Below are 24,782 nucleotides of genomic sequence, written 5' to 3' on the forward strand. Positions count from 1 at the left end.
TCTAATAAAGCTGAATAAACCCCCTGTTAGACCCTTTACGCAGATAAATCCGACTTTTTCGCTTTCCTGATTTTCTGTCATCTCCTCAGTCATTGACACTCCGCCTCCGGCCTCCTACGCTCCCCGGTGGGAGCGCTCCCATGCCGTCCTCTAGCGCCCGGCCGAGCGTGGTCCCTGTCACCCGATGCCAGGAGCACACGTGGTCTCCACCGTTTCACCCCGTCATGACCTGCGGCGATCGCCGCTCGCACCGCCCCCGGAGGACCTGGAGCGCCTGCTGCTGATCCGGCACTTCGAGCTGACCCTGCTCAGGCTCTTCGAGACGGGCGAGCTGAGCGGCACCACCCACACGTGCCTGGGGCAGGAGTACATCCCGGTCGCCCTCGCGCCGCTGCTGCGCGAGGAGGACTTCGTGCTGAGCAACCACCGCGGCCACGGTCACTTCCTGGCCAGGTACGACGAACCGGACGGGCTGCTCGCCGAGATCATGGGCCGCCGGGGTGCGCTCTGCGCCGGGGTGGGCGGCAGCCAGCACGTCTACCACCGGCGCTTCCTGTCCACCGGCGTCCAGGGCGAGAGCCTGCCGGTCGCGGTGGGCGTGGCGCTGAAGCTCGCCGGCACGGGCGCGCTGGCCTGCGTGTACGTCGGCGACGGCACCTGGGGCGAGGGGTCGGTCTACGAGGCGCTCAACATGGCCAGGCTCTGGCGGGTCCCGCTGCTGGTCGTCGTGGAGAACAACGGCATCGCCCAGTCCACGCCGACGTCGACGCAGATGGCCGGGAACATCGCGGACCGCGCCGCCGCGTTCGACGTCCCGTACCACCGGGTGACCTCCACCGAGGTGGAGGAGATCCGCGCCGGGCTGGCCGCGCCGGTCGAGGCGGTCCGCTCGCGGCCGGGACCGCTGGTCGTCGAGTTCGTCACCCACCGGATCGGCCCGCACAGCAAGGGCGACGACACCAGGACCCCCGAGGAGATCGCCCTGGCCGCAGGCCACGACTGGTACACCCGCTACGCCCGCGCCTTCCCCGACGCCTTCGCCCGGCTGGACGCCCGCGCCCGCGAGCGGGTCGACCGGATCGCCGCCGAGGTCACGGCCCGCCCCCCGTCGGTGTGGGAGCGCGGATGAGCAGGGTCTCCGAGCACCTCAACCGCGCCCTGCACGACCTGATGGAGGCCGACCCCCGGGTGCACCTGCTCGGCGAGGACGTCTCCGACCCCTACGGCGGGGCCTTCAAGGTCACCCGGGGGCTGTCGGCCCGCTTCGGCCGGCGGGTGCGGTCCACCCCGCTCAGCGAGGGTGCGATCACCGGTGTCGGCGCGGGCCTGGCGCTGGCCGGGGACCGGGCGATCGTCGAGATCATGTTCGCCGACTTCGCCGCGCTCGCCTTCGACCAGCTGGTGAACTTCGCCGCCAAGTCCACCTCCATGTACGGCAGGCCCGTCCCGATCCCGCTGGTGGTGCGCTGCCCGTCGGGCGGCAACCGGGGGTACGGCCCCACCCACAGCCAGAGCCCGCAGAAGCACTTCATCGGCGTTCCCGGGCTGTCGCTGTTCGAGATGACGCCGTTCCACGACGCCGGTGAGCTGTTCGCCGAGATGTTCGCGCAGGAGCGGCCCTGCCTGTTCTTCGAGGACAAGGTCCTCTACACCCGGCGGATGTACACCGGCGGGACCGTGGACGACCTGTTCGGGTACGAGGTGCGCGACGGCGTCGCCCGGGTCTTCGTGGACGGGGTGACCGAGCCCGACTGCGTGCTCGTCGCCCACGGCGGCATGACGCACCGGGCGCTGGAGGCGATGCGCACCCTGCTCCTGGAGGACGACCTGGCCTGCGAGCTGCTGATCCCCGCCCGGCTCTACCCGCTGCCCGAGCTCGCCGGGCTGGAGCGGGCCCGGCACGTGTGCGTGGTCGAGGACGGCTCGGCGGGCGGCACCTGGGGCGCGGAGGTCGCGCGGGTGCTCTACCCCCGGCTCTGGCCGGCCCTGCGCCGCCCCATCGGCCTGGTCAACGCGGCCGACAGCGTCATCCCGGCCGCGCCCCACCTGGAGCGCGAGGTCCTCGTCCAGGCCGGCGACATCCGGAACGCCATCGTGGAGGCCCTGTCGTGACCGAGATCCGGGTGCCCAAGCTCAACAACAACGACGCCACGTACGTGCTGGTGGAGTGGGTGGCCAAGGACGGCCAGGAGGTACGGACCGGAGAGGTGCTGGCCGAGCTGGAGACCTCCAAGGCGGTCGAGGAGCTGACCGCCGAGCAGGACGGGACGCTGCGGCACCTGCTGGCCGCGGGCGCCGAGTGCGCGCCGGGCCAGGTGATCGCCCTCCTTCCGGCCGACGGGACCGGCCCGGACGCGGACCTCGGGACGGGCCTCGGTGCAGGTCCGGAGGCGACTCCCAGGGCGGATCCCGGGGCGGGCGTGACGGCCGGGCGGCCCCCCTCGGGCCCGTCGAGTGAACAGAACGGGCATGCGGCTCCGGTCGCCGATCAGGGCGGGCTCGTCATCACCGAGCCCGCCCGGCGGTTCATGGACGAGTCCGGCATCTCCATGGAGCGGGTGCGCGCCCTCGGCAGGAAGGTGATCCGCCGGGCCGACCTGGAACCGCTCGTCCCGTCCCCCTCCGGGCCCGGCACCCGGACCACCCCGGACGCCCCGGACGCCCCGCACACGCCGGGGGCCGCGGCGGGCGTCACCCCTCCCGCGGGAACGGGACCGTACGGCGACCGCGCACGCGGGGGCGGCGCGGACGTCGACGGCACCCGTACCGGAGGCACCGAGGTCCGGCAGACCGCGGAGGCCGGGAAGTCAGGGGAGGCCGAGGAGATAGGGCAGGCCGGGGAGGCCGGCCTGATCGAGCCGTCCAGGGCCCAGCGCCGGACGGCCGAGGTGGTCGAGCGGTCGCACCGGGAGATCCCGGCCTCGTTCACCGAGATGCGGGTGGACGTGACCGACGCGCTGCCGTTCACCCGCGCCGAGACCAAGCGGCTGCGTGCCCTGATCGGCATGCCGGAACTGCTCGTCCAGGCGACCGGGCGGCTGCTGGAGGACTTTCCGGTCTTCTTCGCCACCCCCCTCGACGGCTACCGCGCCCGGCGCGCCACGACGGCGGAGGTGGGCGTGACCGTCGACGTCGGCAACGGCATGTACGTGCCGGTGGTGCGCGACGCCGGACGGCGCCCGCTCGACGAGATCGCCCGCGACCTGACCCGGTTCCGCGCCACCGCGCTGAACGGGGCCTTCAGGGAGCGGGACCTGGTCGGCGGCAACATCATGGTGACCCTGCACACCGACGCCTCGGTGACGACGGCCGTCCCGATCGTCTTCCCCGGCCAGATCTGCGCGCTCTCGCTCACCGCGCCGCGTCCGGAGACGGTGCAGGCCCGCGACGGCTCCTTCGTCACCCGCCGGGTGATCTCCCTCGGCCTCTCCTACGACCACCGCTACGTCAACGGCCGCGACGCCGCCGAGTTCCTCGGCGCGCTCAGGACGTCCCTGGAGAAGCCGGGTCCCACGACCGCGTAGGATCCCGGGCGCGCTCCTCCCGGTGGCCGGGGATGGGACCATGTCATGGTCATGACGAACTCAACGGAAGGCCACGACCGGTGAGGCGGCTACTCACGGTCCTGCTCCTCGCGGTCACCGCGTCCCTCGGCGCGGTCACCCCGGCGCAGGCCCACAACGTGCTGATCGGCAGCGACCCCGAGGACGGGGCCGAGCTGGCGCGGGGCCCCGCGAAGATCACGCTCACCTTCGACCAGCCCGTCCGGCAGGGGTACGCGCGGATCAGCGTGACCGGCCCGGACGGCACCCGGTGGGAGGACGGCACGACCGCCGTCGACGGCTCGCGGGTCGGCATCGGCGTGAGACCCCTCGGCCCGGCCGGGAGGTACGTGGTCGGTTACCGCATCCTCTCCGCCGACGGCCACCCCGTCTCCAGCGCGATCTCCTTCACCCTGACCGCTCCGGGACCGGGCGCCGCGGGCCCCGCCACCTCCGCCACCCCCGCGGCCTCCGCCGTCGCGCCGCAGGAACCCGGCCTGGGCGCCCAGGCCGCCGAGGCCGCGCAGAACGGCGGGGCGGGGATGGCCGTGCTGTGGATCGCCGGTTCCATCGTGCTGCTGGGCGGGGCCACGGTGGTGGCGATGCGCCGTACCAGGGAGCAGGAGGGGGCCCGATGACCGTGACCGCCGAGCGGGTCCCGCCGGAGACCGCCGCGACCAGGAGGCTGCTGGCCGGTGGGCTGGTGTCGGGCGCCGTGGTGGCCGTGCTGGCCGCGACGGCGTTCACCGCCCAGGAGGCGGTGCCGGGCATCGCCATCCCCGGGCCGCTGGTGGAGTACGGCCTGCCGGTGCTGCGGGTGCTGCTGGACCTGGCCGCGGTGGCGGTGGTCGGGCTGAGCCTGCTGCCGAGACTGCTCGGGTTCGACGACCCGGAGCGGACCGAGCCGGTGATGCGCCGGGCACGGCCGCTGGCCGTGACCTTCGCCTGGGCGTGGGCGCTGCTGGCGCTGACCGTCATCGTGTTCCAGACGGCCGAGCTCAACCCCGGGACGCTGCCCACCCCGGGCATGATCGCCACGTACGTCGACGGTGTCGGCGCCGGTCAGGGCATGCTCTTCAGCGCCGCCTGCGCCCTGGCGGCGGCCGCGGTCGGGCTGCTGGCCGTCCGCTACGGCGAGAAGGTCCCGGCCGAGCTGCGGATCGTGGTCGCCTTCTTCGGCCTGCTGCCGATCCCGGTGACCGGCCACGCGGTCGACTCGGTCTGGCACGACCCCATCATGATCTCGATGGAGCTGCACGTGATGGGCTCGGCGGCGTGGACCGGCGGGCTGGTCACGGTCGTCGCCCTGGTCGCCTCGGACCGCGGGCTGCTGGCGCGGGTGCTGCCGGCGTTCTCCCGGCTGGCGACCCTGGCGCTGGTGGTGGTGAGCCTGTCCGGGGTGGTCAACGGCCTGGCCACGATGGCCCTCACCCCGGGGGTGGAGCTGCCCGGGGCGCTGCTGAGCGGCGAGTACGGGCCGCTGCTGGTGGCCAAGGCCGTCTGCGTGGCGCTGCTGATCCCGCTCGCCGCCCGCATCCGTTTCCGCCTGATGCCGCACGTCGCCCGGGGGCGGGCGACGGCGGTCGTCGGGTGGGCCGCGGCCGAGCTGGCCGTGATGGGCGTGGCCTACGGGGTCGCGGTGGCGCTGACCACGGCCTCCCTGGCCTGAGCGTGCAGGACGTGGCGGTCGAACGACCATTCGGCCGCCAGCCAGAGCACCGCGAGGCCGGCCCCGCCGATCAGCATGGTCGTGGGTGGCACCAGCGGCGGTGACATGAACATCGCGTTCTGGAAGCGCAGTGCCTGGTCGAGGAGGAGGACCGCGCCCGCGGAGCCGGCCAGTGCCCTGACCACGGGCATCCTGATCAGGAAGGCCAGGTCGACGGCGAGCGCCGCGGCGATCAGGAAGACCGGCACGGCCGAGCGCGGGAAGTCGGCGACGGCCAGCAGGGGCCAGATCAGCGTGCGGAAGGCGACGTAGACGCCGACGACGGCGGTGGCCGAGAACATCCGTCCGATCATCGCGCGGGCGTAGACGGCCACCAGCACCGCGGCCATCGCGGCGTAGAGCGGGTAGAGCGCGTCGGGCACGGGCAGCGTGAAGTGCAGCGCCACCGCCCTGTCGTCCACGGGGAGGCCGATCTGGTCGGCGGCGAACTTGATCAGGATCGGTTCCGCGTCCGGCTCGCCCCGGTCCCACGCGGCCAGGCCGTACACGCCGTACTCCTGGTGCTGTTCGGGGAACCAGACGTTCTCGAAGAGGAACACGAAGAGCCCGCCGAGGACGAGCGTGCGCATCCGTCCCGGGACGGCCCGGACGAACCAGCCCCGGATGACGCCGCAGATCATGAAGAGCGTGCCGATGTAGAGCATCAGGTGGGACGGGCTCCACGAGGTGATGTCGAGCCCGTTGACCCGGTGGTTGATCAGGTCCAGCGGCACGGCCAGCAGGAAGATCCCGGTGCCCCAGGCGATCAGGCGCTGCGCGAGCCGGTCGACGCCGTAGCCGGTGTAGATGTGGATGATCGTGAGCGCGAGCGCGATGGCGGTTCCGACGCTGTTGAGCAGGTGCGGCGGGGCCAGGTCGTCGCGGAGCCACTTGAAGTGCCAGGAGACGTCCCAGGAGGCGCCGAGGACCTTGAACGAGAAGGCCACCAGCCATCCGAGGTAGAGGAGCCGGAACAGGTCCTCCGGGGTCTGTCTGCCCGCCCTCCCCCGTGTCCAGTACGGCAGGGCCCATTCGATGACGGGGGTCGCTCTTCTTCGTAGGCTCTCTACTGGCTTCACGCGCGAAATGATGCCGCCCCTTCGCCTCGCTCCGCAATCGGGGACAACCCTGAGACATCGGGGCGACCGGCGCGTCTTCGCCCACGTCGACGCCCACGGCGGACGGCCGGCGAGGGCGTCCGGTGCCACGCCGTGGCGCTGACCGGCGGACTTCCTCCTGAGAACCGTCTCAGGAGAAGTCGGCGGGGGTCAGTAGGCTCACGTCATGAAACGTGGGGGAAGGCGGGCCGTCTGGGTCGCGGCGGTCACGGTGCTGGTGATCGGCGTCGCGGCCTGGCTGGTGTGGCCGTCCGCGCCGCAGGTGCGGGCGCTGAACCAGATGATCACCGTGGTGGACGGGCCGCGCGACGATCAGCGTGTCACGCTGGACACGAGCTTCTTCCCCCCGGCCGGGGGCGGCCGGGCTCCGGTGGTGCTGCTCGCGCACGGCTTCGGCGGCAGCAAGCAGAGCACCAGGCAGTCCGCCGTGCGGCTGGCGCAGGACGGGTACGCGGTGCTGACCTGGTCGGCCCGGGGATTCGGGCGCTCGTCCGGGCAGATCGCGCTGAACTCCCCCGACTACGAGGTCAAGGACGTGCGCCAGCTCGTCGACTGGGTCGCCAGGCGTCCCGAGGTGCGGCTGGACGCGGCGGGCGACCCCCGCGTGGGCATCGCGGGCGGCTCCTACGGCGGTGCCATCGCGCTGATGGCCGCCGCCCACGACCCGAGGATCGACGCGATCGTCCCGCAGATCACCTGGTACGACCTGGCCGACGCGTTCTTCCCCAACGCCACCGGCCAGGGGCCCGAGAGCGGGGTGTTCAAGCGCATGTGGGCCGGGCTGTTCTTCAGCCGGGGCGGTTCCGCCGCGGGTCCGGGCGGCCTGGCCGCCCTCGGCGGCGCGAACACGGGCGCGGGCGCCGACACGGACGACGACGCCGACGGCGCCGACGACGCGGGCGAGCGGGCCGGCGCCGGTGACGCCGCGCGTCCCGGAGCGGTCCGCCCGCCCACCCCGCAGGAGGTCCGGTGCGGCCGTTTCCTGCCGGAGATCTGTGAGATGTACCAGCGGATCGCCGAGAGCGGCCGGGCCACGACCGAGGCGGTGCAGACGCTCCGCAGGTCCAGCCCGGTCTCGGTGACCGGGAGGATCAGGATCCCGACGCTGCTGCTCCAGGGGCGGCGCGACTCGCTGTTCACCCTGGGTCAGGCCGACGCCAACGCCAGGGCCGTCGCCGCCACCGGCGCCCCGGTGGAGGTCGCCTGGTTCGACGGCGGGCACGACGGCGGGAACGGCGAGGCCGACTGGCTGCACGACAGGACGCTCGGCTGGTTCGACCGCCACCTGAAGAAGACCGGCGGGGACCGGGCGGGCGAGGCCTTCACCGTGACCCGCGACGGCGGGCGGGACCCCGGCACCCGCCGTCCGGTCCAGCTGCACGCCGTCGCCGCCACCTATCCGGGACTGTCGGGCAGCGGCCGGGTCTCGGTGCCGCTCAGCGGCCCCGACCAGCCGGTGGCCAACCCGCCGGGCGGTTCCCCGGCCTCGATCTCCGCGGTCCCCGGTCTCGGGGGGCTCGGCGGTGCCGGCGGTCTCGGCGGCGCGGTGAACCTCTCGGCCGACATGGCCGGGCAGAGCGCGGTCTTCGACTCCGCCCCGCTGACCGCCCCGCTCCAGGTCACCGGCAGCTCGACGGTACGGGTCCGGGTGACCTCCCCGTCCGGCTCCCCCGGGACCGGGGCGGCCGGATCCACCGAGCGGACGGAGAACACCGGGGACACCGGAAACACCGGGGACGCCGGAGACACCCGGGACACCGGGGACACGACCGGCGGGGCCGGGTCCGAGGTGACGCTGTTCGCCAAGCTGTACGACGTCGCGGGCGCCGCCCAGGCGCCGATCCTGCCCGAGGGGCTGGCCGCACCGGTGCGGATCACGCTCGGCGCGGACGGCTCCGGCGAGGCCACGGTGGCGCTGCCCGCCATCGACCACGGGTTCGACGTCGGGCACCGGCTGCGGGTCGCGTTCACCACCACCGACCTGGGGTACAGCACCTCCGCGGTCCCGGCCGTCCACACGGTGGGCCTGGCCTCCCCGGCGGTGACCGTGCCCACCCACGCCGCCCTGCGCACCCCCTCCACCGGGCCCGCCTGGTGGATCTGGGCGCTGCCGCTGGTCGCCCTGGTCGCCGCGACGCTCCTGCTGCTGGCCGGGCGCCGCCGCGCCGTCGACGAGCACGACCCGGAGCTGGCCTCGGTGCCGCTGCGGATCAGCGGCCTGACCAAGGCGTACCGCAACGGCGAGCTCGCGGTGAACGACCTGTCGTTCACCGTCGAGCAGGGCCAGGTGCTCGGCCTGCTCGGTCCCAACGGCGCGGGCAAGACCACCACCCTGCGCATGCTGATGGGCCTGATCAGGCCGGACGGCGGCGAGGTGCGGATCTTCGGCCACCGGGTGGTGCCCGGCGCGCCGGTGCTGTCGCGGCTCGGCTCGTTCGTCGAGGGGCCGGGGTTCCTGCCGCACCTGTCCGGCCGCGACAACCTGGAGCTGTACTGGAAGGCCACCGGCCGGGCCGCCGAGGAGGCCCGTCTCGCCGAGGCGCTGGAGATCGCCGGGCTCGGCAAGGCGCTGGACCGCGCGGTCCGCACCTACTCCCAGGGCATGCGCCAGCGCCTGGCCATCGCCCAGGCCATGCTGGGCCTGCCCGACCTGCTCGTCCTGGACGAGCCCACCAACGGCCTGGACCCGCCCCAGATCCGGGAGATGCGCGAGGTGCTGATCCGCTACGCCGCGCAGGGCCGTACCGTCATCGTCTCCAGCCACCTGCTCGCCGAGGTGGAGCAGACGTGCAGCCACGTGGTGGTCATGCACCGCGGGCGGCTCGTCACGGCCGGGACGGTGAGCGAGCTGCTGAGCAGCCGCGCGCCGGTCAACGGTTCGGGCACCCGCCTGGAGGACGTCTTCCTGGATCTGATCGGAGAGAAGGCATGAGCGACGTCTCCCCCGCACCCGCCCCGCCCGGCACCCCGTCCGGCACCCCTTCAGGCACCGCCGCCGTACCGGCTTCCGCCTCGACCGGCGCGGCGCGCGGGTACGCGCCGGGGCGGACGCTGCCGCTCGGGGTGGAGATCGTCCGTCAGTTCAAGCGGCGCCGCACGCTGGTGATGTTCGGCCTGCTGCTCGCGCTGCCGTGGATCCTGGTGATCGCGTTCACGTTCGGCGCCGGGTCCGGCCAGCCCAGCGCCACGCTGCGGATCTCCGACCTGGCCACCGAGGGCGGGCTCAACTTCGCGGCGTTCGCCCTGTCGGTGTCGGCGACCTTCCTGCTGGTGGTCGCGGTGGCGCTGTTCTGCGGTGACACCGTGGCCGTCGAGGCGAGCTGGTCGTCGCTGCGCTACCTGCTGGCCGCCCCGATCCCGCGTGACCGGCTGCTGCGCCAGAAGCTGATCGTCGCGCTGGGCTACTCGGCGGCGGCGGTGATCTGCGTGCCGGCCATGGCGCTGCTGGCCGGGACCCTGGCCTTCGGCTGGAACGACGTCCGGGTGCCCGGGACCGGCGAGACGATCGCCGCCCTGGACATGCTCCCCCGGTTCGGGGTGGTGGTCGCCTACGCCATGGTCAGCCAGCTCGTGGTCGCCTCCCTGGCCTTTCTGCTCTCGGTCGGCACCGACGCCCCGCTGGGCGCGGTCGGCGGGGCGGTCGGCCTGGTGATCGTCAGCAACATCCTGCAGGCGGTCGAGGAGCTCGGCGCGCTGCGGGAGTTCCTGCCGACGTTCTGGAACACCGCGTGGCTGGACGCCCTGGCCCCGCAGCCCCAGTACGACGGCATGCTCAAGGGGGCCGCCGTCTCGGTCACCTACTCGGTGATCCTGATCGCCTTCGCCTTCCGCCGCTTCCGCGCCAAGGACGTGGTCTCCTAGCGGTTCCCCGTCAGGCCGGCCAGTTGCGCAGGGCGACCTCGGCCACCGCCTGGAGTTCAAGGATCGGGCGGCCACCGTCTTCGGCATGTATGAGCGCTCGCCGCTGGTGTAGGTTTCAGGTGCTGGCGCTCCGGCCCCCGTACGCGGGGACCCTGGGTCGTCCCACCACGCGGGGACGACACACATCCCGGGGTAGTGGCGATGACGACGAGCGATCACCCCCGTTCCGTGAGCTCGGCGCCGACGCGCGTCCCTCGACCAGGCGGGGCCGGGCGTGGACGGCCGACCGCCGGACCGGGACGAGACGTGCCGCACGACAACCGCGACCTTGGCCGTGAGGTCCGCGACCGCGTCAGGCGGACGGGCGAGAAGTACCGGGAGGCCCTCGCCGTCATCCGCAGTGGCCGCCGCTTCGTCCTCGCCGAGGACGTGGAGCGGTTCCTCGCCGGGGAGGGACTGCGGGGCGTCCCGCGCGACGACGTCGTGGACAAGGAGCTCGTGCTCTCCGGCATGCGCGACCGGACGGTGTACGAGTGCTCCACGTGCGGGGACCCCGGTGACGCCGGCGTCGAGGACATCACCGTCCAGCTCGTCGTCACCCGCTACGATCCCGATCTCAGCCCCGCGACCACGCTGCTCGAACTCCGCTTCAACCATGCTCGCTGCGCGCCGTCCAAGGTGAGGTGGGTGAACGAGAGGGACGTCTCGCGCGCGCCCGCTCACACGACGATGTGCCTGGGTGACGAGTCCGGGGTACAGGGCAGGTTCGCCATCGCTCCCCGGCCGGTCATGGTGCCGCCCGATGTCCGTCTCGATCCGCGAGGCACCCCCGAACCGGCCCTGCTGATCACTGTCGAGGTGACCGAGGATCACGGTCACGGCGCGCCGGCGTGGCTGTCGAGGCCGGAGCGGATTCTCTGGCTCCCCGCGGGGTTCGGTGAACGCTTCACCGAGGCGACCGTCAGACCCGGCTGGTCGGTGCGGCTCGTACAGGGGGATCACGACGGCCTCGCTCCGGACTGGGTGGCCGTACGGGTCAAAGAACCGGTCAGGGAGGACGAGCCGCCCGGCCACCTCTACCTGGGAGTGCTCGGCATTCCCGCGGCATGGGCCGAGGCACTGTCGGCGACGGGCGCCCGCGACAGGATCCTCGTGCTCGTCGGCCCTCGTCCCCTGAGGCGCGAGGACCCGCTCGTCGCGGAGGAGTTCGAGCCGGGACGCCCCGGAGAACCGCTGGAGGACGGTGCGTTCCTCGGGGCCTTTCTGCCCTTCGTCCACGACCGTTCAACGGGGGCGATCACACCCGGCCGGCGGTGAGGCCACGCGGGGCGGCGGGATCGGCCGGGGTGCGCGGGCCGGCCCCCGCCGCCCCCACGTCCTCGCGGGCGGCCGTGCATCACTCGGGCGTCACCGGGGCGTCACCCCGGTGTCACGGCCGCGCTCCCGCAGGCCGGCCCCCTGACAGGCTCTCCGCAAGAAGATGGAGAAGCAACGCAGAGATGTGGCAACGTTACGAAATTATTTCACAGATCTCTTGTGGAACGGTCGAGGCGGGTTCTACTGTCACCTCACCCTCATGGCGTCCGCCCCCGAGCGCCCTCAGGTGTACCGCCCCCCGAGAGAAACGAGCGTCCGATGTCGCGCAGCATCACAGGAGCCATGGCGAGGTGGTCCGGCAGGTCGGCGCTCAGAGCGGCGGTGGCGGTCACGACACTGACCGTCACCGTCGCCGGGCTCGGCGTCGCGCCCGCGGGCCCCGCCCTCGCCGACCGGGCCGCGAACGGCACGGTCGGCACGGTCGGCACGACCCGCGCCGCCGCCCCCGTCGTCACGCGCGCCGCCCTGGACCCGGCGCTCGTCGCGGGCCGGGGCGCCGACGTGCGCTTCGCCGAGCAGGAGGCCGAGAACGCCGTCACGAACGGCACCGTCATCGGCCCGGACCGGACCGCGTACACCCTGCCCTCGGAGGCGTCCGGGCGCAGGGCGGTCAGGCTGACGCCGGGACAGCACGTGGAGTTCACGCTGCCGGCCGCGGCCAACGCGATCACCGTGCGCTACAGCATCCCGGACGCGCCGGGCGGCGGCGGCATCACCGCGCCGCTCGACGTCACGGTCAACGGCGGCGGCAGGAGGGCGATGACCCTCACCTCCGAGTACGCCTGGCTGTACAACCAGTACCCGTTCACCAACGACCCGGACGCCGACCTGCTCCACCCCGACTGGTGGATCACCGAGTGCGGCTGCGTGCCGTCGGCCACGACACCGGCCCCGGTCATCACCAAGCCGTTCCGCCCGACCCACTTCTACGACGAGCAGCGCCTGCTGCTCGGCCGCACTTACCGCGCGGGCGACCGGGTGCGGCTGACCGTCCCGGCCGGGAGCAGGGCCGCGTGGACGGTCGTGGACCTGCTCGACTCCGAGCTCGTCGGCGCGCCGCGCGTCCGGCTCGTCGCGGCGAACGTGCTGGCGTTCGGGGCCGACCCGTTCGGACGGCGCGACTCCGCAGGCGCGTTCGACAAGGCGATCGCCTTCGCCAAGCGCAAGCACCTCAAGGTGTACGTCCCCCCGGGTGTCTACCGGGTGAACCGCCACATCATCGTCGACGACGTGACGATCGAGGGCGCCGGAAGCTGGTACACGATCATCAAGGGCGAGCAGGTCACGCTCCCCTCCCCGGCCCCCGACGGCTCGGTGCACACCGGCGTCGGCTTCTACGGCAGGGACGCCGCCGACGGCGGCAGCAGGAACGTCCACCTGTCCGGCTTCGCGATCGAGGGCGACGTCCGCGAGCGCATCGACACCGACCAGGTGAACGGGATCGGCGGGGCACTGAGCGACTCGACCGTCGACGGCCTGTACATCCGGCACACCAAGGTCGGCATGTGGTTCGACGGGCCGATGACGAACCTGAGGATCACGAACAACGTGATCGTCGACCAGATCGCCGACGCCCTCAACTTCCACGGCGGCGTCACGAACTCGGTCGTGTCGAACAACGTCATCCGCAACACCGGTGACGACGGCCTGGCCATGTGGTCCGAGAAGATCGCCAACACCGGCAACACGTTCGACCGCAACACCGTGCAGACGCCGACCCTCGCCAACGGCATCGCCGTCTACGGCGGCACCGACAACACCGTCTCGAACAACCTGGTGGCCGACCCGGTCCGCGAGGGCAGCGCGCTGCACGTCGGGTCCCGCTTCGGCGCCGAGGCGTTCGCCGGGAAGCTGTCGATCAGGGACAACACCACGGTCCGGTCCGGCACGTTCGAGCTGAACTGGAAGATCGGCCTGGGTGCCATCTGGTTCTACGCCCTCGACAGGAGCATCGACGCGGACGTCCGGGTGACCGGGAACCACTTCCTGGACAACACCTACAACGCGATCATGCTGGTCAGCGACTGGGGCGTGAAGGACCTGTACTCGATCACGAACGTCCACTTCAAGGACACCAGGGTGGACGGTACGGGCACCTCGGTGGTCAGCGCCCGGGTGAAGGGGTCGGCGACCTTCGAGAACGTGGACGCGCGCAACGTCGGAGCGGTCGGCGTCAACAACTGCGGGGCGTTCGGCTTCCCGTCCACCGGCTCGGAGTTCTCGCTGACCGACCTCGGCGGCAACGACGGGGGTGGCACGACCGGGCCCTGGCTCGCCCCCTGGCTGCTGCCGAACACCATCACCTGCGACGACCGCCCGCCGGTGGTGGCGCCGCCGGCGCCGTCCCCGTGGTGATCGGCCGTCCCGGGTCGCCCCGGACCTGATCCGTCAACGGACCTGATCCGTCCCCTGATCCGTCTCCGGCCGGTGCCCGCGCGGGAACAGACCCCGCGCGGGCACCGGCCCGGACGGGCTCGTCACCAGTGGGGCGGGCGGTCCTCGATCAGACGGGCGTCGTCGTCGGCCTCGCGCCACTCGCTCCAGCCGAGGTCGGTGTCGTCGACGGTCTGGTCGGGCAGGATCGGCAGGCCGTCGTCGGCGAGGTCGACGGGCCGCAGGTCATCGGGTTCAGGCACTGTCACAGGCCCCATGCTAGCCACCCGGGCGGGCGCCGTTCCCTCCGCCGGGCGAAACCCCGCGACCTCCGCCCGGCCGCCCGATCCGCCGCCCGATCCGCCGTCTCGGCCCCCCTTCGCGGCGGGACGGCCCGGAACGCCCCCGAACGCTCCTGAACGCCCCTTCGGGCCCGGTGACGCCGGGGACAGGCGGCAAACCAGGCGGTACGATGCGGGAGCAGGTGTCAGCTACCCCCGTGAGGCGCCATGACAACGCCAGCAGGATGGCGGCGAGACGGCAATCTCCCCAACGAGCTGACCAGCTTCGTGGGGCGTACCAGGTTGCTCACCACGCTCCGGCAGCGGCTGGGCGAGCACCGCCTGGTCACCGTGACCGGCATCGGGGGCGTCGGCAAGTCCCGCACCGCCCTGCGGATCGCGCACGAGATGCGGACCCGCTTCAAGGACGGCGTCTGGTTCGCCGACCTGGCCCGCCTGCAGGACTCCGGCATGGTCCGCCACACGATCACCTCGGCCCTCGGCATCGCCGACCAGTCCGCCCGCTCGGCCGACGAGACGCTGATCGAGTGGCTGGGCGACCGCGAGCTCCTGCTGATCATCGACACCTGCGAGCATCTGGTCGACGCGTGCGCGGCGCTCTTCGAGGACCTGCTCGCCGGCGCCCCGGGGCTGACCATCCTGGCGACCAGCCGCCAGTCGCTCAACGCCAGGGGCGAGCACACGGTCTCCATCCCGCCACTGGCCGTCCCGGGCGACTCCCCCGGCGAGGACGTCTTCACCAACGAGGCGGTGCAGCTGTTCGTCGCGCGGGCGAGCGCGGTGGTGCCCACCTTCATGCTGGACGAGAACAACGTCGGGCCGGTGGCCGAGCTCTGCCGCCGTCTCGACGGCATCCCGCTCGCCATCGAGCTGGCCGCGGTCCGGATGCGCGCGCTGTCGGTGGAGCAGATCCTCGGCCTGCTGGCCGACCGGTTCAGCCTGCTCGCGGGCGCCAGCCGCACGGCGCTGCCCAGGCACCAGACGCTGCGGGCCGCGATCGGGTGGAGCCACGAGCTGTGCGAGCCCGCCGAGCGGCTGCTGTGGGCGCGGCTGTCGGTCTTCGCCGGGGACTTCGAGCTCGACGCCGCCCGCTACGTCTGCTCCGGGGACAACCTCCCCTCCGAGGACATCATGGATCTCATCTCCAGCCTGGTGGAGAAGTCGATCCTGCTCAGCGACGGCACGCCGTCCGGGCACCGCTACCGGCTGATCGACACCCTGCGCCAGTACGGCGAGGAGTGGCTGGACAAGCTCGGCGAGAGCGCCACGATCAGGACCAGGCACCGCGACTACTACCTGCAGCTGGCCAAGCGGAGCGAGGAGGCGTGGTCGGGCGCCCGCCAGGTCTACTGGTACGTCAGGATGCGCCACGAGCACGACAACATCCGCGTCGCGCTCGACCACTGCCTGCGCACCCCCGGCGAGGTGCAGTCGGGGCTCAAGCTGCTGTCCTCGCTGTGGTTCATGTGGGTGGCCTGCGGCCTGGCCCGCGAGGGACGGCTGTACCTGGAGAAGACCCTGGAGCTGGCGACCGAGCCGACCCCCGACCGGTGCAAGGCCCTGTGGGTGCTGTCCTACATCCACAGCGCGCAGGGCAACATCGGCGGCGCCATCGAGGCGGCGGAGCAGTGCAGTTCCGACGCGGTCAGGGTGGGCGACTCCGGCGCGGTCATCCTGGCCACCAAGATGCTCGGCACGGCCGCGTTCCTGCAGAACGACCTGCAGAAGGCGAGCGCGCTGCTGGGGGTGGCGATCGAGTTCCACAAGAGCGGGCGCGAGCTCAACCCGGGCCTGCTGCCCTCGATCGTCGAGCTGTCCATGGTGCTGCTCATCCAGAACGAGCCCGCCGAGGCCGAGGTGCTGCTGCGCGACTGCATCGCGGTCTGCACCCAGCGCGGCGAGCTGTGGCTGCGCTCGTACGCGATCTACGCGCTCGCCAGCGTGTACCAGGCGATGGGCCGGTCGGCCGAGGCCATGTCGAACGCCCGCGAGGCGCTCCGCCTCAAGCGCTACTTCCACGACGTGCTCGGCATCGGCCTGGCGATCGAGGTGGTGGCCAAGCAGGCGCTGGAGGAGGGCCAGCCCGAGCTCGCCTCCCGGCTGATGGGCGGCGGCCAGGCCAACTGGCGGACCTTCGGGATGCCGCAGATGAGCTCGCCGTTCTTCAACGTCGAGCACGAGCGCTGCGTCAAGGAGTGCAAGCGCCTCCTCGGCGACGAGGTCCAGGAGGAGGCCTTCGCCCGGGGCAAGCGACTGAACCTGGAGGAGCTGATCATCCTCGCCCTCGGCGACCACGAGGACGACCGGCCGCTGTAGAACCCGGCCGCCGTAGGGCCCGGCCGGCTGCAGAGCCCGGCCGCCGGTGTCCCCGGCCGCCGGTGTCCCGGAGCGGGTCCACCGGCGGCGGGTCAGCCGGCCCCGGGCCGGTCGGCGGGGGTCTCCGCGCGTTCCCAGGCGGTCGTGTAGCGGGAGCTGGTGAGCGAGTAGTCGACGCTGCCGCTGACCCAGAACTCCAGGCCGCGCACGTACGCGAGCACCGCCTCGGAACCGAGCGCCTCCAGGGAGGGGCGCAGCTCCACCATCTCGGCGATGGCCCGGTTGCGCATGGCGCCGATCGCCTCCATGGCGTGCTGCCGGGAGTGGCCCCGGTGCGTGGCCAGCACGTTCACCAGGTTGTTGCGGGCGTTGGCGCCGTCGCTCTCCTTGGCGTACGAGATGAGGTCGTTGTCCCAGACGACGACGTCGTTGGCGTTGTCGGTGATGGCCTTGACCGCGGGGTGGCGCCACTCGTCCGGGGAGAGGCGGCGGCCGCTGGCGACGTCGATGAGGGCGAAGACGGTGAGCATGGCGCCGGTGCGCCGCCGCATGAACAGGTAGTCGCCGGGCGGGGGCACCACGTCGGCCTCGCGGTTGGCGGCCTCCCACACCTGGGCGAAGAGGTAGTCCTTGGTGACGGCCCTCCAGCGGTCGAGCTGGTCGGGGTCACCGTACCTGGCGATCCTGGTCTTGATCTCCAGCAGCGCCCGGGCGAAGGCGTCCTCGACCTCGGCGTCCTCGTCCAGGTCGTCGAGGACGGCGAGGAAGCGGGGAAGGAGGCGGCTCATCTCGGCCGCGCCGCGGTTCTCCTCGCAGAAGGCGTCGTCGAAGGCGAACAGCCACACGCACCAGTCGGTCACCAGCCGGAGCGTGTGGTGTTCGGCGTAGGGATACGTACGCGCTCCGAGCCAGCCGTATTTCGCCTGCCGGTAGCGCTCGACGGTCTCGCTGTCACGCACCAGGCCCGTCTCCACGAGCCAGTCGAGGGTCTCGGTGTTGACCCTCTCGACGTGCGGATTCACCTCGCTGGGGAAGGGGCAGGGAAGGGGAGGAATGCGAAGAGGTAGGCCGGACCTACGCGCAGTAGTAGTTCCCACTCCCCCAGAATGGCCGAACCGGGGCTGATTTCCTATAGGTCACTGATCAGGTGGATATCCGATTCACCCATATAGTGACCGTCCCATTTTGGGGATACGTGCTGACCGGACGTCCGGGTCGCACCCGTCGCGGAGGTGAACCGGGACGGCCGCGGGAGGTCGGAGGCGGTGCGGGCCGGAACGCGTCCCGGCCGGTCCGGTTCCCGGAGGGGCGGACGGACGGTCGCGGACCCCTTACGCCCGGGTCAGGCTGCGTGCGATCCATTGTGCCCCGGTAGGGTTCCCAGTGATCGACGAAGGCTCGCGGAATTCGGCGGACCCCCGGCGGGTTGAGCTGAAGAGAAGACCGACGAAAGGCTGGAAACGGTGTCCGACCCGACGGATCTCTACCGGCTCAGCGGTGATGTCCCTGAGCTGACCGATCCGGTGCTGCTCTACCACTTCGACGGGTTCGTGGACGCTGGTGGTGCCGGACGGCTCGCCATCGCCCACCTGCTCGACGAGCTGGAGCACCGGGTCGTGGCGACGTTCGACGTGGACCGCCTGCTGGACTACCGCTCCCGGCGTCCCGTGATGACCTTCGACACCGACCGCTGGGTGGCCGTGGAGAGCCCCGAGCTCGTGGTGCACCTGCTCCACGACACCACGAGCACGCCGTTCCTGGTGCTCACCGGCCCCGAGCCGGACCGCGAGTGGGAGCTGTTCGCCGCCGCGATGGAGACGCTGGCCGCCCGGCTGGGCGTCGGCAGGCTGGTGACCACCCACGGCATCCCGATGGCCGTGCCGCACACCCGCCCGCTGGGCGTCACCGGACACGCCAGCCGTCCCGAGCTCGTCGCCGGCCAGACCAGCGCCTTCGGCAGGGTCCAGGTGCCGGGCAGCGCGGCCGCGCTGGTGGAGTTCAGGCTCGGCGCCAAGGGCTACGACGCCCTCGGGTACGCCGTGCACGTCCCGCACTACCTGGCCCAGGCCGAGTACCCCACGGCCGCGCTGGCCGCCCTGGACGCGGTGACCAGGGGAACCGGCCTGGCGTTCCCGCTGGACGGGCTGCGCGAGGCCGCGGAGAAGACCGACGCCGAGATCGCCGAGCAGATCCAGGCCTCCCAGGAGCTGTCCACCGCGATCACCGGCCTCGAACAGCAGTACGACGCGTTCGCCGCCGGTGCCGAGCGGGAGAGCCTGATGGCCGAGAGCTCGGAGATGCCCACCGGGGAGGAGCTCGCCGCCCAGTTCGAGGCGTTCCTGGCCGAACGCGACGAGCAGCGCGGTGACTGACCTTCGGGTCGCTCTAATCGGGTACGGGGTGGCCGGGGCGTTCTTCCACGCCCCGCTGATCTCCGCCACCCCCGGCCTGCGGCTGTCCGCGGTGGTCACCCGTGACCCCGAGCGGGCCGCCGAGGTGACCGCGAGGTACGGCGCCCGGGTGGTCCCGGACGCCGGCGCGCTCTGGGACACGTCCGGCGCCGCCGATGCCACCGATGCCGTCGATGCCGACGCCGCCGTCGACCTGGTCGTGATCGCCTCCCCCAACCGCACGCACGTCCCGCTGGCACGGGCCGCGCTCGGCGCGGGCCTGCCGGTCGTGGTGGACAAGCCGCTGGCCGCGACCGCCGGACAGGCCCGCGACCTGGTGGCGCTGGCGCAAGAACGCGGCCTGATGCTGACGGTCTTCCAGAACCGGCGCTGGGACGGTGACTTCCTGACCCTCGGACGGCTGATCGAGGCGGGCGAGCTGGGTGAGGTGACCCGGCTGGAGTCGCGCTTCGAGCGGTGGCGACCCGTGCCCAAGGGCGGCTGGCGCGAGACCGGCGGCGCCGAGGAGATCCCCGGGCTGCTCTACGATCTCGGCAGCCACCTGGTCGACCAGGCCCTGCGCCTGCTCGGCCCGGTCGTCGACGTCTACGCCGAGTGCGACGTCCGGCGTGACGGCGTGAGCGCCGACGACGACGTGTTCGTCGCCCTGTCCCACGCGGGCGGGGCCCGCTCCCACCTGTGGGCCGGAGCGCTGGTGCCGCGGCTCGGCCCCCGCTTCCGGGTGCTGGGCACCCGGGCGGGGTACCTGAAGTACGGCCTGGACGTGCAGGAGGAGCAGCTGCGGGCCGGGCTGACCCCGGCCTCGCCGGGCTTCGGCGAGGAGCCCGAGGAGCGCTGGGGCACCCTGGGCGCCGGTGACGACGGCCGTGCCGTGCCCACCGAGCCGGGCGGCTACGCCGGTTTCTACCCGGCCGTGCTGGCCTGCCTGCGCGACGGCGCCCCGCCGCCGGTCGAGCCGGAGGAGGTCGTCCGGGCGCTGGTCGTCCTGGAGGCCGCCCGGCTCTCGGCCGCCGAACGCCGGGTCGTCACCCTGTGAGACCGGCCGCCCTCCCGCGGCGGCCGGAGACCCGGGCCTCCGGGGTCTGCGGGCCCTCCCGGAGCCGGCCGCTCCCTGACGGCGCCCGCCCTCCCGGAGAAACCCGGATCGGCCGGATCGGCCGGGTCAGCTGGGTCAGTCGCGCAGGCGGGCGCGCAGCAGCCGGGAGTCGGACTCGGTCCAGCCCTGCGAGGTGAGCCAGCTCAACGGCCCCCCGAAGCGCTCGTCCATGACGCGCAGGAACTGCTCCATGTACTCGGCCCTGGGCCGGTGGTCGTCGGCCGGCCGGGTGTCGAGGTCGGCGCGGTAGGTCTCGCTGGCGCGCAGCCGGACGAGGATGTCCTCCAGGCGGTCGCCCGTGGCGACGTAGTCGTCGACGATCGCCTCCCGGGTGGCCCCGGCGACCTCCAGCGCCAGGGCGCTGAGCACGCCGGTGCGGTCCTTGCCCGCGGCGCAGTGCACGATCACGGCGCCGTCGTCGCGGGCCATGGCCCGCAGCGCCGCCAGCACCGAGTCGGGACGGTCGCGGACGTAGCCGTAGTAGTAGCCGGTCACCCGCAGCTCGGCCGTGCGCTCGTCGTCCCGCCCGGTCCAGGGCAGCACCTTGTCGGCCTCGATGGTGTCGGCCTCGACGTCGGTGTACCGGCCGCCCTCGGCGAAGAGCGTGAGGTGGTGGATGCTCACCTCGGGCACGGCGGTGAGCGGCCCCGGGCCCTCCAGGCGCACCTCCGGCCCGGAGCGCAGGTCGACGACGTGGCGGAGTTCGCGCTCGCCGACGAGCACGCGCACGTCCCGCTCGGTCAGTCCCTGGAGGTTGTCGGCCCGGTAGATCCGGCCGAAGCGTGTGGTGCCACCGTCCACGGTGGCGAGCCCGCCCAGGTCACGGACGTTGACGGCACCTTCGAGTTCGATCCAACGCGTGAAGTCTCTCATCGCTCCCGAGTTTATACGCCGCTTTACGTACAGGCCGTTAACGGGAGGCGGTTGCTTCCGTAATTACCGTCATATTTGAACGTTGCCGACAAATTCGTCTTAACTCATATGAGGCCCGTGGAAGGGGCCGGCCGTGCTTCGCCGCGAGGAGGTCGCGTGAGTCCGAGGAGACGTCCCCCTCACCTTCTGATCGATCCCTCCCTGCCGCCCACCGTGGCGTCGGCGCTGCGCGCCGACGCGACGGCGCTGCGCGCGGCCCGGAGGGGGCATGCTCCCCCGCCCAAGCTGCCCAGCACCCCCAGGGTGTGCGCGACCCTGCTGTTCCTGCTGTTCCTGATGGGGCTGAGTCTCACCGCGGGCCTCATCGTCATCAGCATCGCGATCTTCCTGTCCTCGATGTCCCGGTTGAGCGGCGACGTCAAGGGCCACCGGGCATGGCGCCGCTTCCGCACGGCCATGCGCCACCGCGACCGGTACATCCTGCCCGAGGATCTCGACCCCGACTGCGGCGACCTGCTCCGCCGCACGCAGGAGGCCACCGAGACGGTGCTCGACTCCGAGGTCAACAAAGCGAACCTGCTCGACACGATCGACAACGCGGTGACGCTGCCCGACCAGACCTGGCAGATCGCCTCGAAGCTGAAGCGGCTCTCGGAGCTGAGGGCCGACCACCGGCGGCTGATGCCCGACCCGCTCCCGCCCGGGATCGCCGACGCCTTCGCCCCCTACACCGCGGCCCTGGAGACCGCCGAGCGCTCGCTGGACGCGCGGATCCGCACGCTGGAGGAGTACGCCGGGCAGGTCCGCAGGGCCGACGACGTCTACCGCGCCCACCGGCGGCTCCAGGAGCTCGCCGAGCAGGCCCCGCGCTACGAGGCGCTGGTCGCCGAGACCACCGAGGACGCGCTCGCCGCCCCCGGGCTCGGCCAGCTGACCGAGCAGGCCCGGCAGGTGGAGCGGCTCTTCCAGGAGAGCATCGACGAGGCCCGCCTGACCGCCCGCCACCTGCTGCCGGCCGCCGGCCCCTGACCCCGGCCACCGGTCCCCGACTCCGCGCGACCCCGCGCGGCCCCGGCGCGGCACCCCCACCCGGACCCCGGCCAGGCACCCCGGCGCGGCCTCCGGACCGGCACGCCCCGGCCCGGTACGGCGGGCGGGGCTCAGCCTCCCGCGCGGCGCAGCAGTTCCAGGGTGCGGTTCATGCCGGACCGGTTGCCCAGGCTGCGGTAGATGTCCTGCGCTCGCCGCAGGACGTCCACCGCGGCCCGGTCGTCCCCCGCCTCCAGGTGCGCCTCCCCCAGGTAGCGCAGGCTCCTGGCCATCCACCAGCGGTCGCCCAGCTCCTCGAAGGCGCGCACGGCCCGTCCCAGACTGGCGCGCGCCTCGCGCGTACGGCCCAGCCTGCCCAGGGCGCGTCCGGCCGACAGCTCGGTCCTGGCGACCCCCCACGTGTCGCCGAGCGCGACCAGGATCTCGTCGGCCCGGCGCACGTAGGTGAGCTCGCGCAGCGCGTTGGCCGGGTCGCCGACCTCGCCGGCCGCGCGCAGGCACCGGGCCTCCTCCCACAGCTCGCCGCGGAGCCGGAACATCTCCGCGGCCCGGTCGAGACTGAAACCGGCCCTGGCGAAGTCGTCCCCGGCGGCGCGGTCGTCACCCGCGGCGCGCAGCGCCCTGGCCGTCGCGCCGAGCACCTCGCCGTAGGCGCGCAGCGTCTGCGCCTCGGAGTAGCGGTTGCGGTCGCGCTCGAACACCCGCAGCGCGTCCTCCAGCAGCTCCCGCGCCTCGGCGGGCCTGCGCTGGGCCAGCCGGAGCTCGGCGAGGTTGCGCCGGGTCCTGGCCGCCCACCACCGGTCGTCCTCGTCGGTGAAGACGGTGATCGCGTCGATCAGGTGGCCCTGCCCCCGGTCGAGGTTGCCGTCGTTGAACAGCGTCATGCCGACCGCGCGCATCGCCCGCGCCGCCCACCAGGACTCGCCGAGCCCGTCGAAGACCTCCAGCGCCCGCTCGGCGTCCCGCAGGGCGGCGCGGTGATCGCCCTGCCCGCCCGCCACCGCCGCCCGGTCCAGCAGCGCGATGGCCAGGGCCCGCGGGTCGCCCGTCCGCTCCGCGGCCTCGCACAGGATCTCGGCGACCGCCCGCCAGTCCGACCAGTAGGCCCGCAGCGAGTGGCACAGCGAGCAGAAGGCCCTGCCCAGGCCCCAGGCCAGCTCCCACATCTCCATGCTCCTGGCCTGGCCGATGACCGCGACCAGGGTCAGGCGCTCGGCGTTGAGCCAGTCGGCCGCCGAGACCTCGGCCCGCGTCACCGGCTCCGGCCCCGGGTCCTGCCCGGCGGGCCTGACGCGTCCCCAGTCCTGGGGCCAGCGCGCCACGGCCGCGGCCTCGGCCCGGCGGCGGTAGCCGGACAGGACCCGCTCGATGGCGGCCCGGCGGCGGGCCTCGTCGTCGGTGAGCGCCGGCTCGCGGGCGAAGATCTTCACCAGGTCGTGCAGCCGGTAGCGCATCACCCCCGACAGGTCGGTCCCCGAGCACTCGGCGAGCTGGGCGTCGATGAGCGCCTCCAGCTGGTCGGCCCCCTCCACCTCGGAGGTGGCCAGCAGCTCACCGGCCACCCAGCCGGGCACGTCCGGGGCGGCGACCAGGCTGAGCAGGCGCAGCAGGCGGCGTTGCAGGCCGGTGCAGTCGTCGTAGCTGAGCTGCAGGGAGGCGCGCACGCTCTTGTCGAGGCTGCGGGCGATCTCCAGCTGGTCCAGCCGCCTGCGCTCGTCCAGCAGCCGGTCGGCGAGCCGGCGCAGGGTCCAGTTCTCCCTGGTGGCCAGGCGTCCGCCGCAGATGCCGATGGCCAGCGGCAGGTGGTCGCACATCCGTACGATCTCCCGGGCCGCCTCCGGGTCGGCGGAGACCCGGTCGTTCCCGGCCAGCCTGGCCAGCAGTTCCACGCCCTGCGCCTCGTCGAACACCGACAGCTGCTTGTCGTAGGTGTTGAGCAGGAAGAGCGGCTGCCGGGAGGTAACCATGACCGCGCAGCCGGGCTCGGCCGGGATCAGGGACTTGACCTGGTCGCCGTCGCGGGCGTTGTCCAGGAAGATCAGGATGCGCCTGCCCTTGGTCCAGGTCAGCCAGAGGGTGCGCAGCTCGGCCAGCCCGCCGGGGTCGGTGGTGAGCCGCACGCCGAGCGCGCGCAGGAACCCGATCAGCACCTCGGCGGGGTCGACCGGGGCCTCCACCTGGCCGCGCAGGTCGGCGTACAGGCGGCCGTCGGGGAAGTCGTCGGCGATCTCGTTGCCGAACCGGGCGATGAGCGCGGACTTGCCGACCCCGCCCCTGCCGTACACCGAGACGACCAGGGGGGCGGCGTCGGCGTGGTCGCGGGAGCGGCGGCGCGCGGCGAAGACCTCGCGCAGCTCGGCCAGCGACCCGGTGCGGCCGGTGAAGTGCGCGGTGACCGGCGGCCACTGGTCGGGCGGGCGCCACACCGTCCCGGCCGAGGCGCCCCGCTCCTCGGGACCGCGGCTGCCGGCCGTCGCCCAGGTGAGCAGGCCGACCAGCAGGCCGGCGAGCGCGGTGACGCCGACCTTGGCCTGCAGGGGAAGCTCCCACACGTCCAGCGAGGTGGCCAGGACGCTGGCCATGGCGGCGGCCAGCCCGGCCGCCGCGGGCGCGGCGAGCCGGATCCGGCGTCCCGGCCGCCGGGCGGGCGACCGCAGGTCGGGCTGATCAGGCACGTTCGGCGCCCCGGTCATCCACACCCCTCGCACGAGGACCACGGCACGCCCGCGGCCCCCGCCGACCGGCATGTCCTTCG

At 73.0% G+C, this 24,782-nt stretch carries 18 protein-coding genes; 13 read left to right on the plus strand and 5 right to left on the minus strand.

Translation table 11 applies throughout. The features are described 5' to 3' along the window. Window positions 1-199 precede the first annotated feature (199 nt). The 5 genes from ABD832_RS30115 to ABD832_RS30135 all read left to right on the plus strand — a co-directional run bounded on the left by ABD832_RS30115 (window position 200) and on the right by ABD832_RS30135 (window position 5,211). Window positions 200-1,129 carry a thiamine pyrophosphate-dependent dehydrogenase E1 component subunit alpha gene (locus ABD832_RS30115; RefSeq protein ID WP_344901682.1) on the plus strand — a complete coding sequence of 310 codons (930 nt, stop codon included), beginning with the start codon at window positions 200-202 and terminating at the stop codon, window positions 1,127-1,129. Beyond that, window positions 1,126-2,112 carry an alpha-ketoacid dehydrogenase subunit beta gene (locus tag ABD832_RS30120; protein WP_344901685.1) on the plus strand — a complete coding sequence of 329 codons (987 nt, stop codon included), beginning with the start codon at window positions 1,126-1,128 and terminating at the stop codon, window positions 2,110-2,112. Before ABD832_RS30115 ends, ABD832_RS30120 begins: the two co-directional genes overlap by 4 nt. Beyond that, window positions 2,109-3,524 (plus strand): 2-oxo acid dehydrogenase subunit E2, encoded by a 1,416-nt coding sequence (locus ABD832_RS30125; protein ID WP_344901688.1) that lies wholly within the window; start codon window positions 2,109-2,111, stop codon window positions 3,522-3,524. Before ABD832_RS30120 ends, ABD832_RS30125 begins: the two co-directional genes overlap by 4 nt. An 80-nt stretch (window positions 3,525-3,604) precedes the next feature. Beyond that, the gene (locus tag ABD832_RS30130) at window positions 3,605-4,180 is read left to right on the plus strand and encodes a copper resistance CopC family protein (protein WP_344901691.1); all 576 of its coding nucleotides are present in this window, start codon (window positions 3,605-3,607) and stop codon (window positions 4,178-4,180) included. After that, complete coding sequence (locus ABD832_RS30135; RefSeq protein ID WP_344901694.1) at window positions 4,177-5,211, plus strand: CopD family protein; 1,035 nt, start codon at window positions 4,177-4,179, stop codon at window positions 5,209-5,211. The genes ABD832_RS30130 and ABD832_RS30135 overlap by 4 nt, the downstream gene beginning before the upstream one ends. Here the strand turns inward: ABD832_RS30135 and ABD832_RS30140 are convergent. Beyond that, the gene (locus tag ABD832_RS30140; RefSeq protein WP_344901697.1) at window positions 5,169-6,329 is read right to left on the minus strand and encodes a hypothetical protein; all 1,161 of its coding nucleotides are present in this window, start codon (window positions 6,327-6,329) and stop codon (window positions 5,169-5,171) included. The genes ABD832_RS30135 and ABD832_RS30140 overlap by 43 nt on opposite strands. Window positions 6,330-6,534: 205 nt before the next feature. Here ABD832_RS30140 and ABD832_RS30145 point away from each other — a divergent pair, with 205 nt between their 5' ends. The 4 genes from ABD832_RS30145 (at window position 6,535) to ABD832_RS30160 (ending at window position 13,961) form a co-directional block, all read left to right on the plus strand. Beyond that, the gene (locus tag ABD832_RS30145) at window positions 6,535-9,300 is read left to right on the plus strand and encodes an alpha/beta fold hydrolase (protein WP_344901700.1); all 2,766 of its coding nucleotides are present in this window, start codon (window positions 6,535-6,537) and stop codon (window positions 9,298-9,300) included. Beyond that, window positions 9,297-10,229: an ABC transporter permease gene (locus tag ABD832_RS30150; RefSeq protein WP_344901703.1), complete on the plus strand. Its 933-nt coding sequence runs from the start codon at window positions 9,297-9,299 to the stop codon at window positions 10,227-10,229. The genes ABD832_RS30145 and ABD832_RS30150 overlap by 4 nt, the downstream gene beginning before the upstream one ends. 306 nt (window positions 10,230-10,535) lie before the next feature. Next, a complete protein-coding gene (locus tag ABD832_RS30155) occupies window positions 10,536-11,546 on the plus strand; it encodes a hypothetical protein (RefSeq protein WP_344901706.1) in 1,011 nt (336 codons plus the stop codon). A gap of 342 nt (window positions 11,547-11,888) precedes the next feature. Next, window positions 11,889-13,961 carry a glycosyl hydrolase family 28-related protein gene (locus tag ABD832_RS30160; RefSeq protein WP_344901709.1) on the plus strand — a complete coding sequence of 691 codons (2,073 nt, stop codon included), beginning with the start codon at window positions 11,889-11,891 and terminating at the stop codon, window positions 13,959-13,961. A gap of 122 nt (window positions 13,962-14,083) precedes the next feature. On the opposite strand, the gene ABD832_RS30165 is transcribed toward ABD832_RS30160, so the two are convergent. Beyond that, window positions 14,084-14,248 (minus strand): hypothetical protein, encoded by a 165-nt coding sequence (locus ABD832_RS30165; RefSeq protein ID WP_344901816.1) that lies wholly within the window; start codon window positions 14,246-14,248, stop codon window positions 14,084-14,086. Between the two features lie 240 nt (window positions 14,249-14,488). Between ABD832_RS30165 and ABD832_RS30170 the strand changes: the two genes are divergently transcribed. Beyond that, window positions 14,489-16,597 (plus strand): ATP-binding protein, encoded by a 2,109-nt coding sequence (locus ABD832_RS30170; protein ID WP_344901712.1) that lies wholly within the window; start codon window positions 14,489-14,491, stop codon window positions 16,595-16,597. A gap of 92 nt (window positions 16,598-16,689) precedes the next feature. Here the strand turns inward: ABD832_RS30170 and ABD832_RS30175 are convergent, their stop codons facing one another. After that, on the minus strand, window positions 16,690-17,619 hold the full coding sequence (locus ABD832_RS30175) for a 4-epi-cubebol synthase (protein WP_344901715.1): 930 nt from the start codon (window positions 17,617-17,619) through the stop codon (window positions 16,690-16,692). Between the two features lie 441 nt (window positions 17,620-18,060). On the opposite strand from ABD832_RS30175, the gene ABD832_RS30180 reads away from it, so the two are divergent. Together ABD832_RS30180 and ABD832_RS30185 are read left to right on the plus strand one after the other, a co-directional pair. Further along, a complete protein-coding gene (locus ABD832_RS30180) occupies window positions 18,061-18,969 on the plus strand; it encodes a proteasome assembly chaperone family protein (RefSeq protein ID WP_344901717.1) in 909 nt (302 codons plus the stop codon). After that, a complete protein-coding gene (locus ABD832_RS30185; protein ID WP_344901720.1) occupies window positions 18,962-20,044 on the plus strand; it encodes a Gfo/Idh/MocA family oxidoreductase in 1,083 nt (360 codons plus the stop codon). The genes ABD832_RS30180 and ABD832_RS30185 overlap by 8 nt, the downstream gene beginning before the upstream one ends. A gap of 135 nt (window positions 20,045-20,179) precedes the next feature. On the opposite strand, the gene ABD832_RS30190 is transcribed toward ABD832_RS30185, so the two are convergent. Beyond that, window positions 20,180-20,977, minus strand: coding sequence for a tyrosine-protein phosphatase (locus tag ABD832_RS30190; RefSeq protein ID WP_344901723.1), 798 nt, complete (start codon window positions 20,975-20,977; stop codon window positions 20,180-20,182). A gap of 156 nt (window positions 20,978-21,133) precedes the next feature. Here ABD832_RS30190 and ABD832_RS30195 point away from each other — a divergent pair, with 156 nt between their 5' ends. Beyond that, window positions 21,134-22,006, plus strand: coding sequence for a hypothetical protein (locus ABD832_RS30195; RefSeq protein ID WP_344901726.1), 873 nt, complete (start codon window positions 21,134-21,136; stop codon window positions 22,004-22,006). A 131-nt stretch (window positions 22,007-22,137) separates the two neighbouring features. On the opposite strand, the gene ABD832_RS30200 is transcribed toward ABD832_RS30195, so the two are convergent. Further along, entirely contained in the window at window positions 22,138-24,702 is a 2,565-nt protein-coding gene (locus tag ABD832_RS30200; RefSeq protein ID WP_344901729.1) for a tetratricopeptide repeat protein, read from the minus strand. Window positions 24,703-24,782 lie beyond the last annotated feature (80 nt).

The sequence above is a fragment of the Streptosporangium longisporum genome, from assembly GCF_039534895.1.
In the GTDB taxonomy this organism is placed as follows: domain Bacteria; phylum Actinomycetota; class Actinomycetes; order Streptosporangiales; family Streptosporangiaceae; genus Streptosporangium; species Streptosporangium longisporum.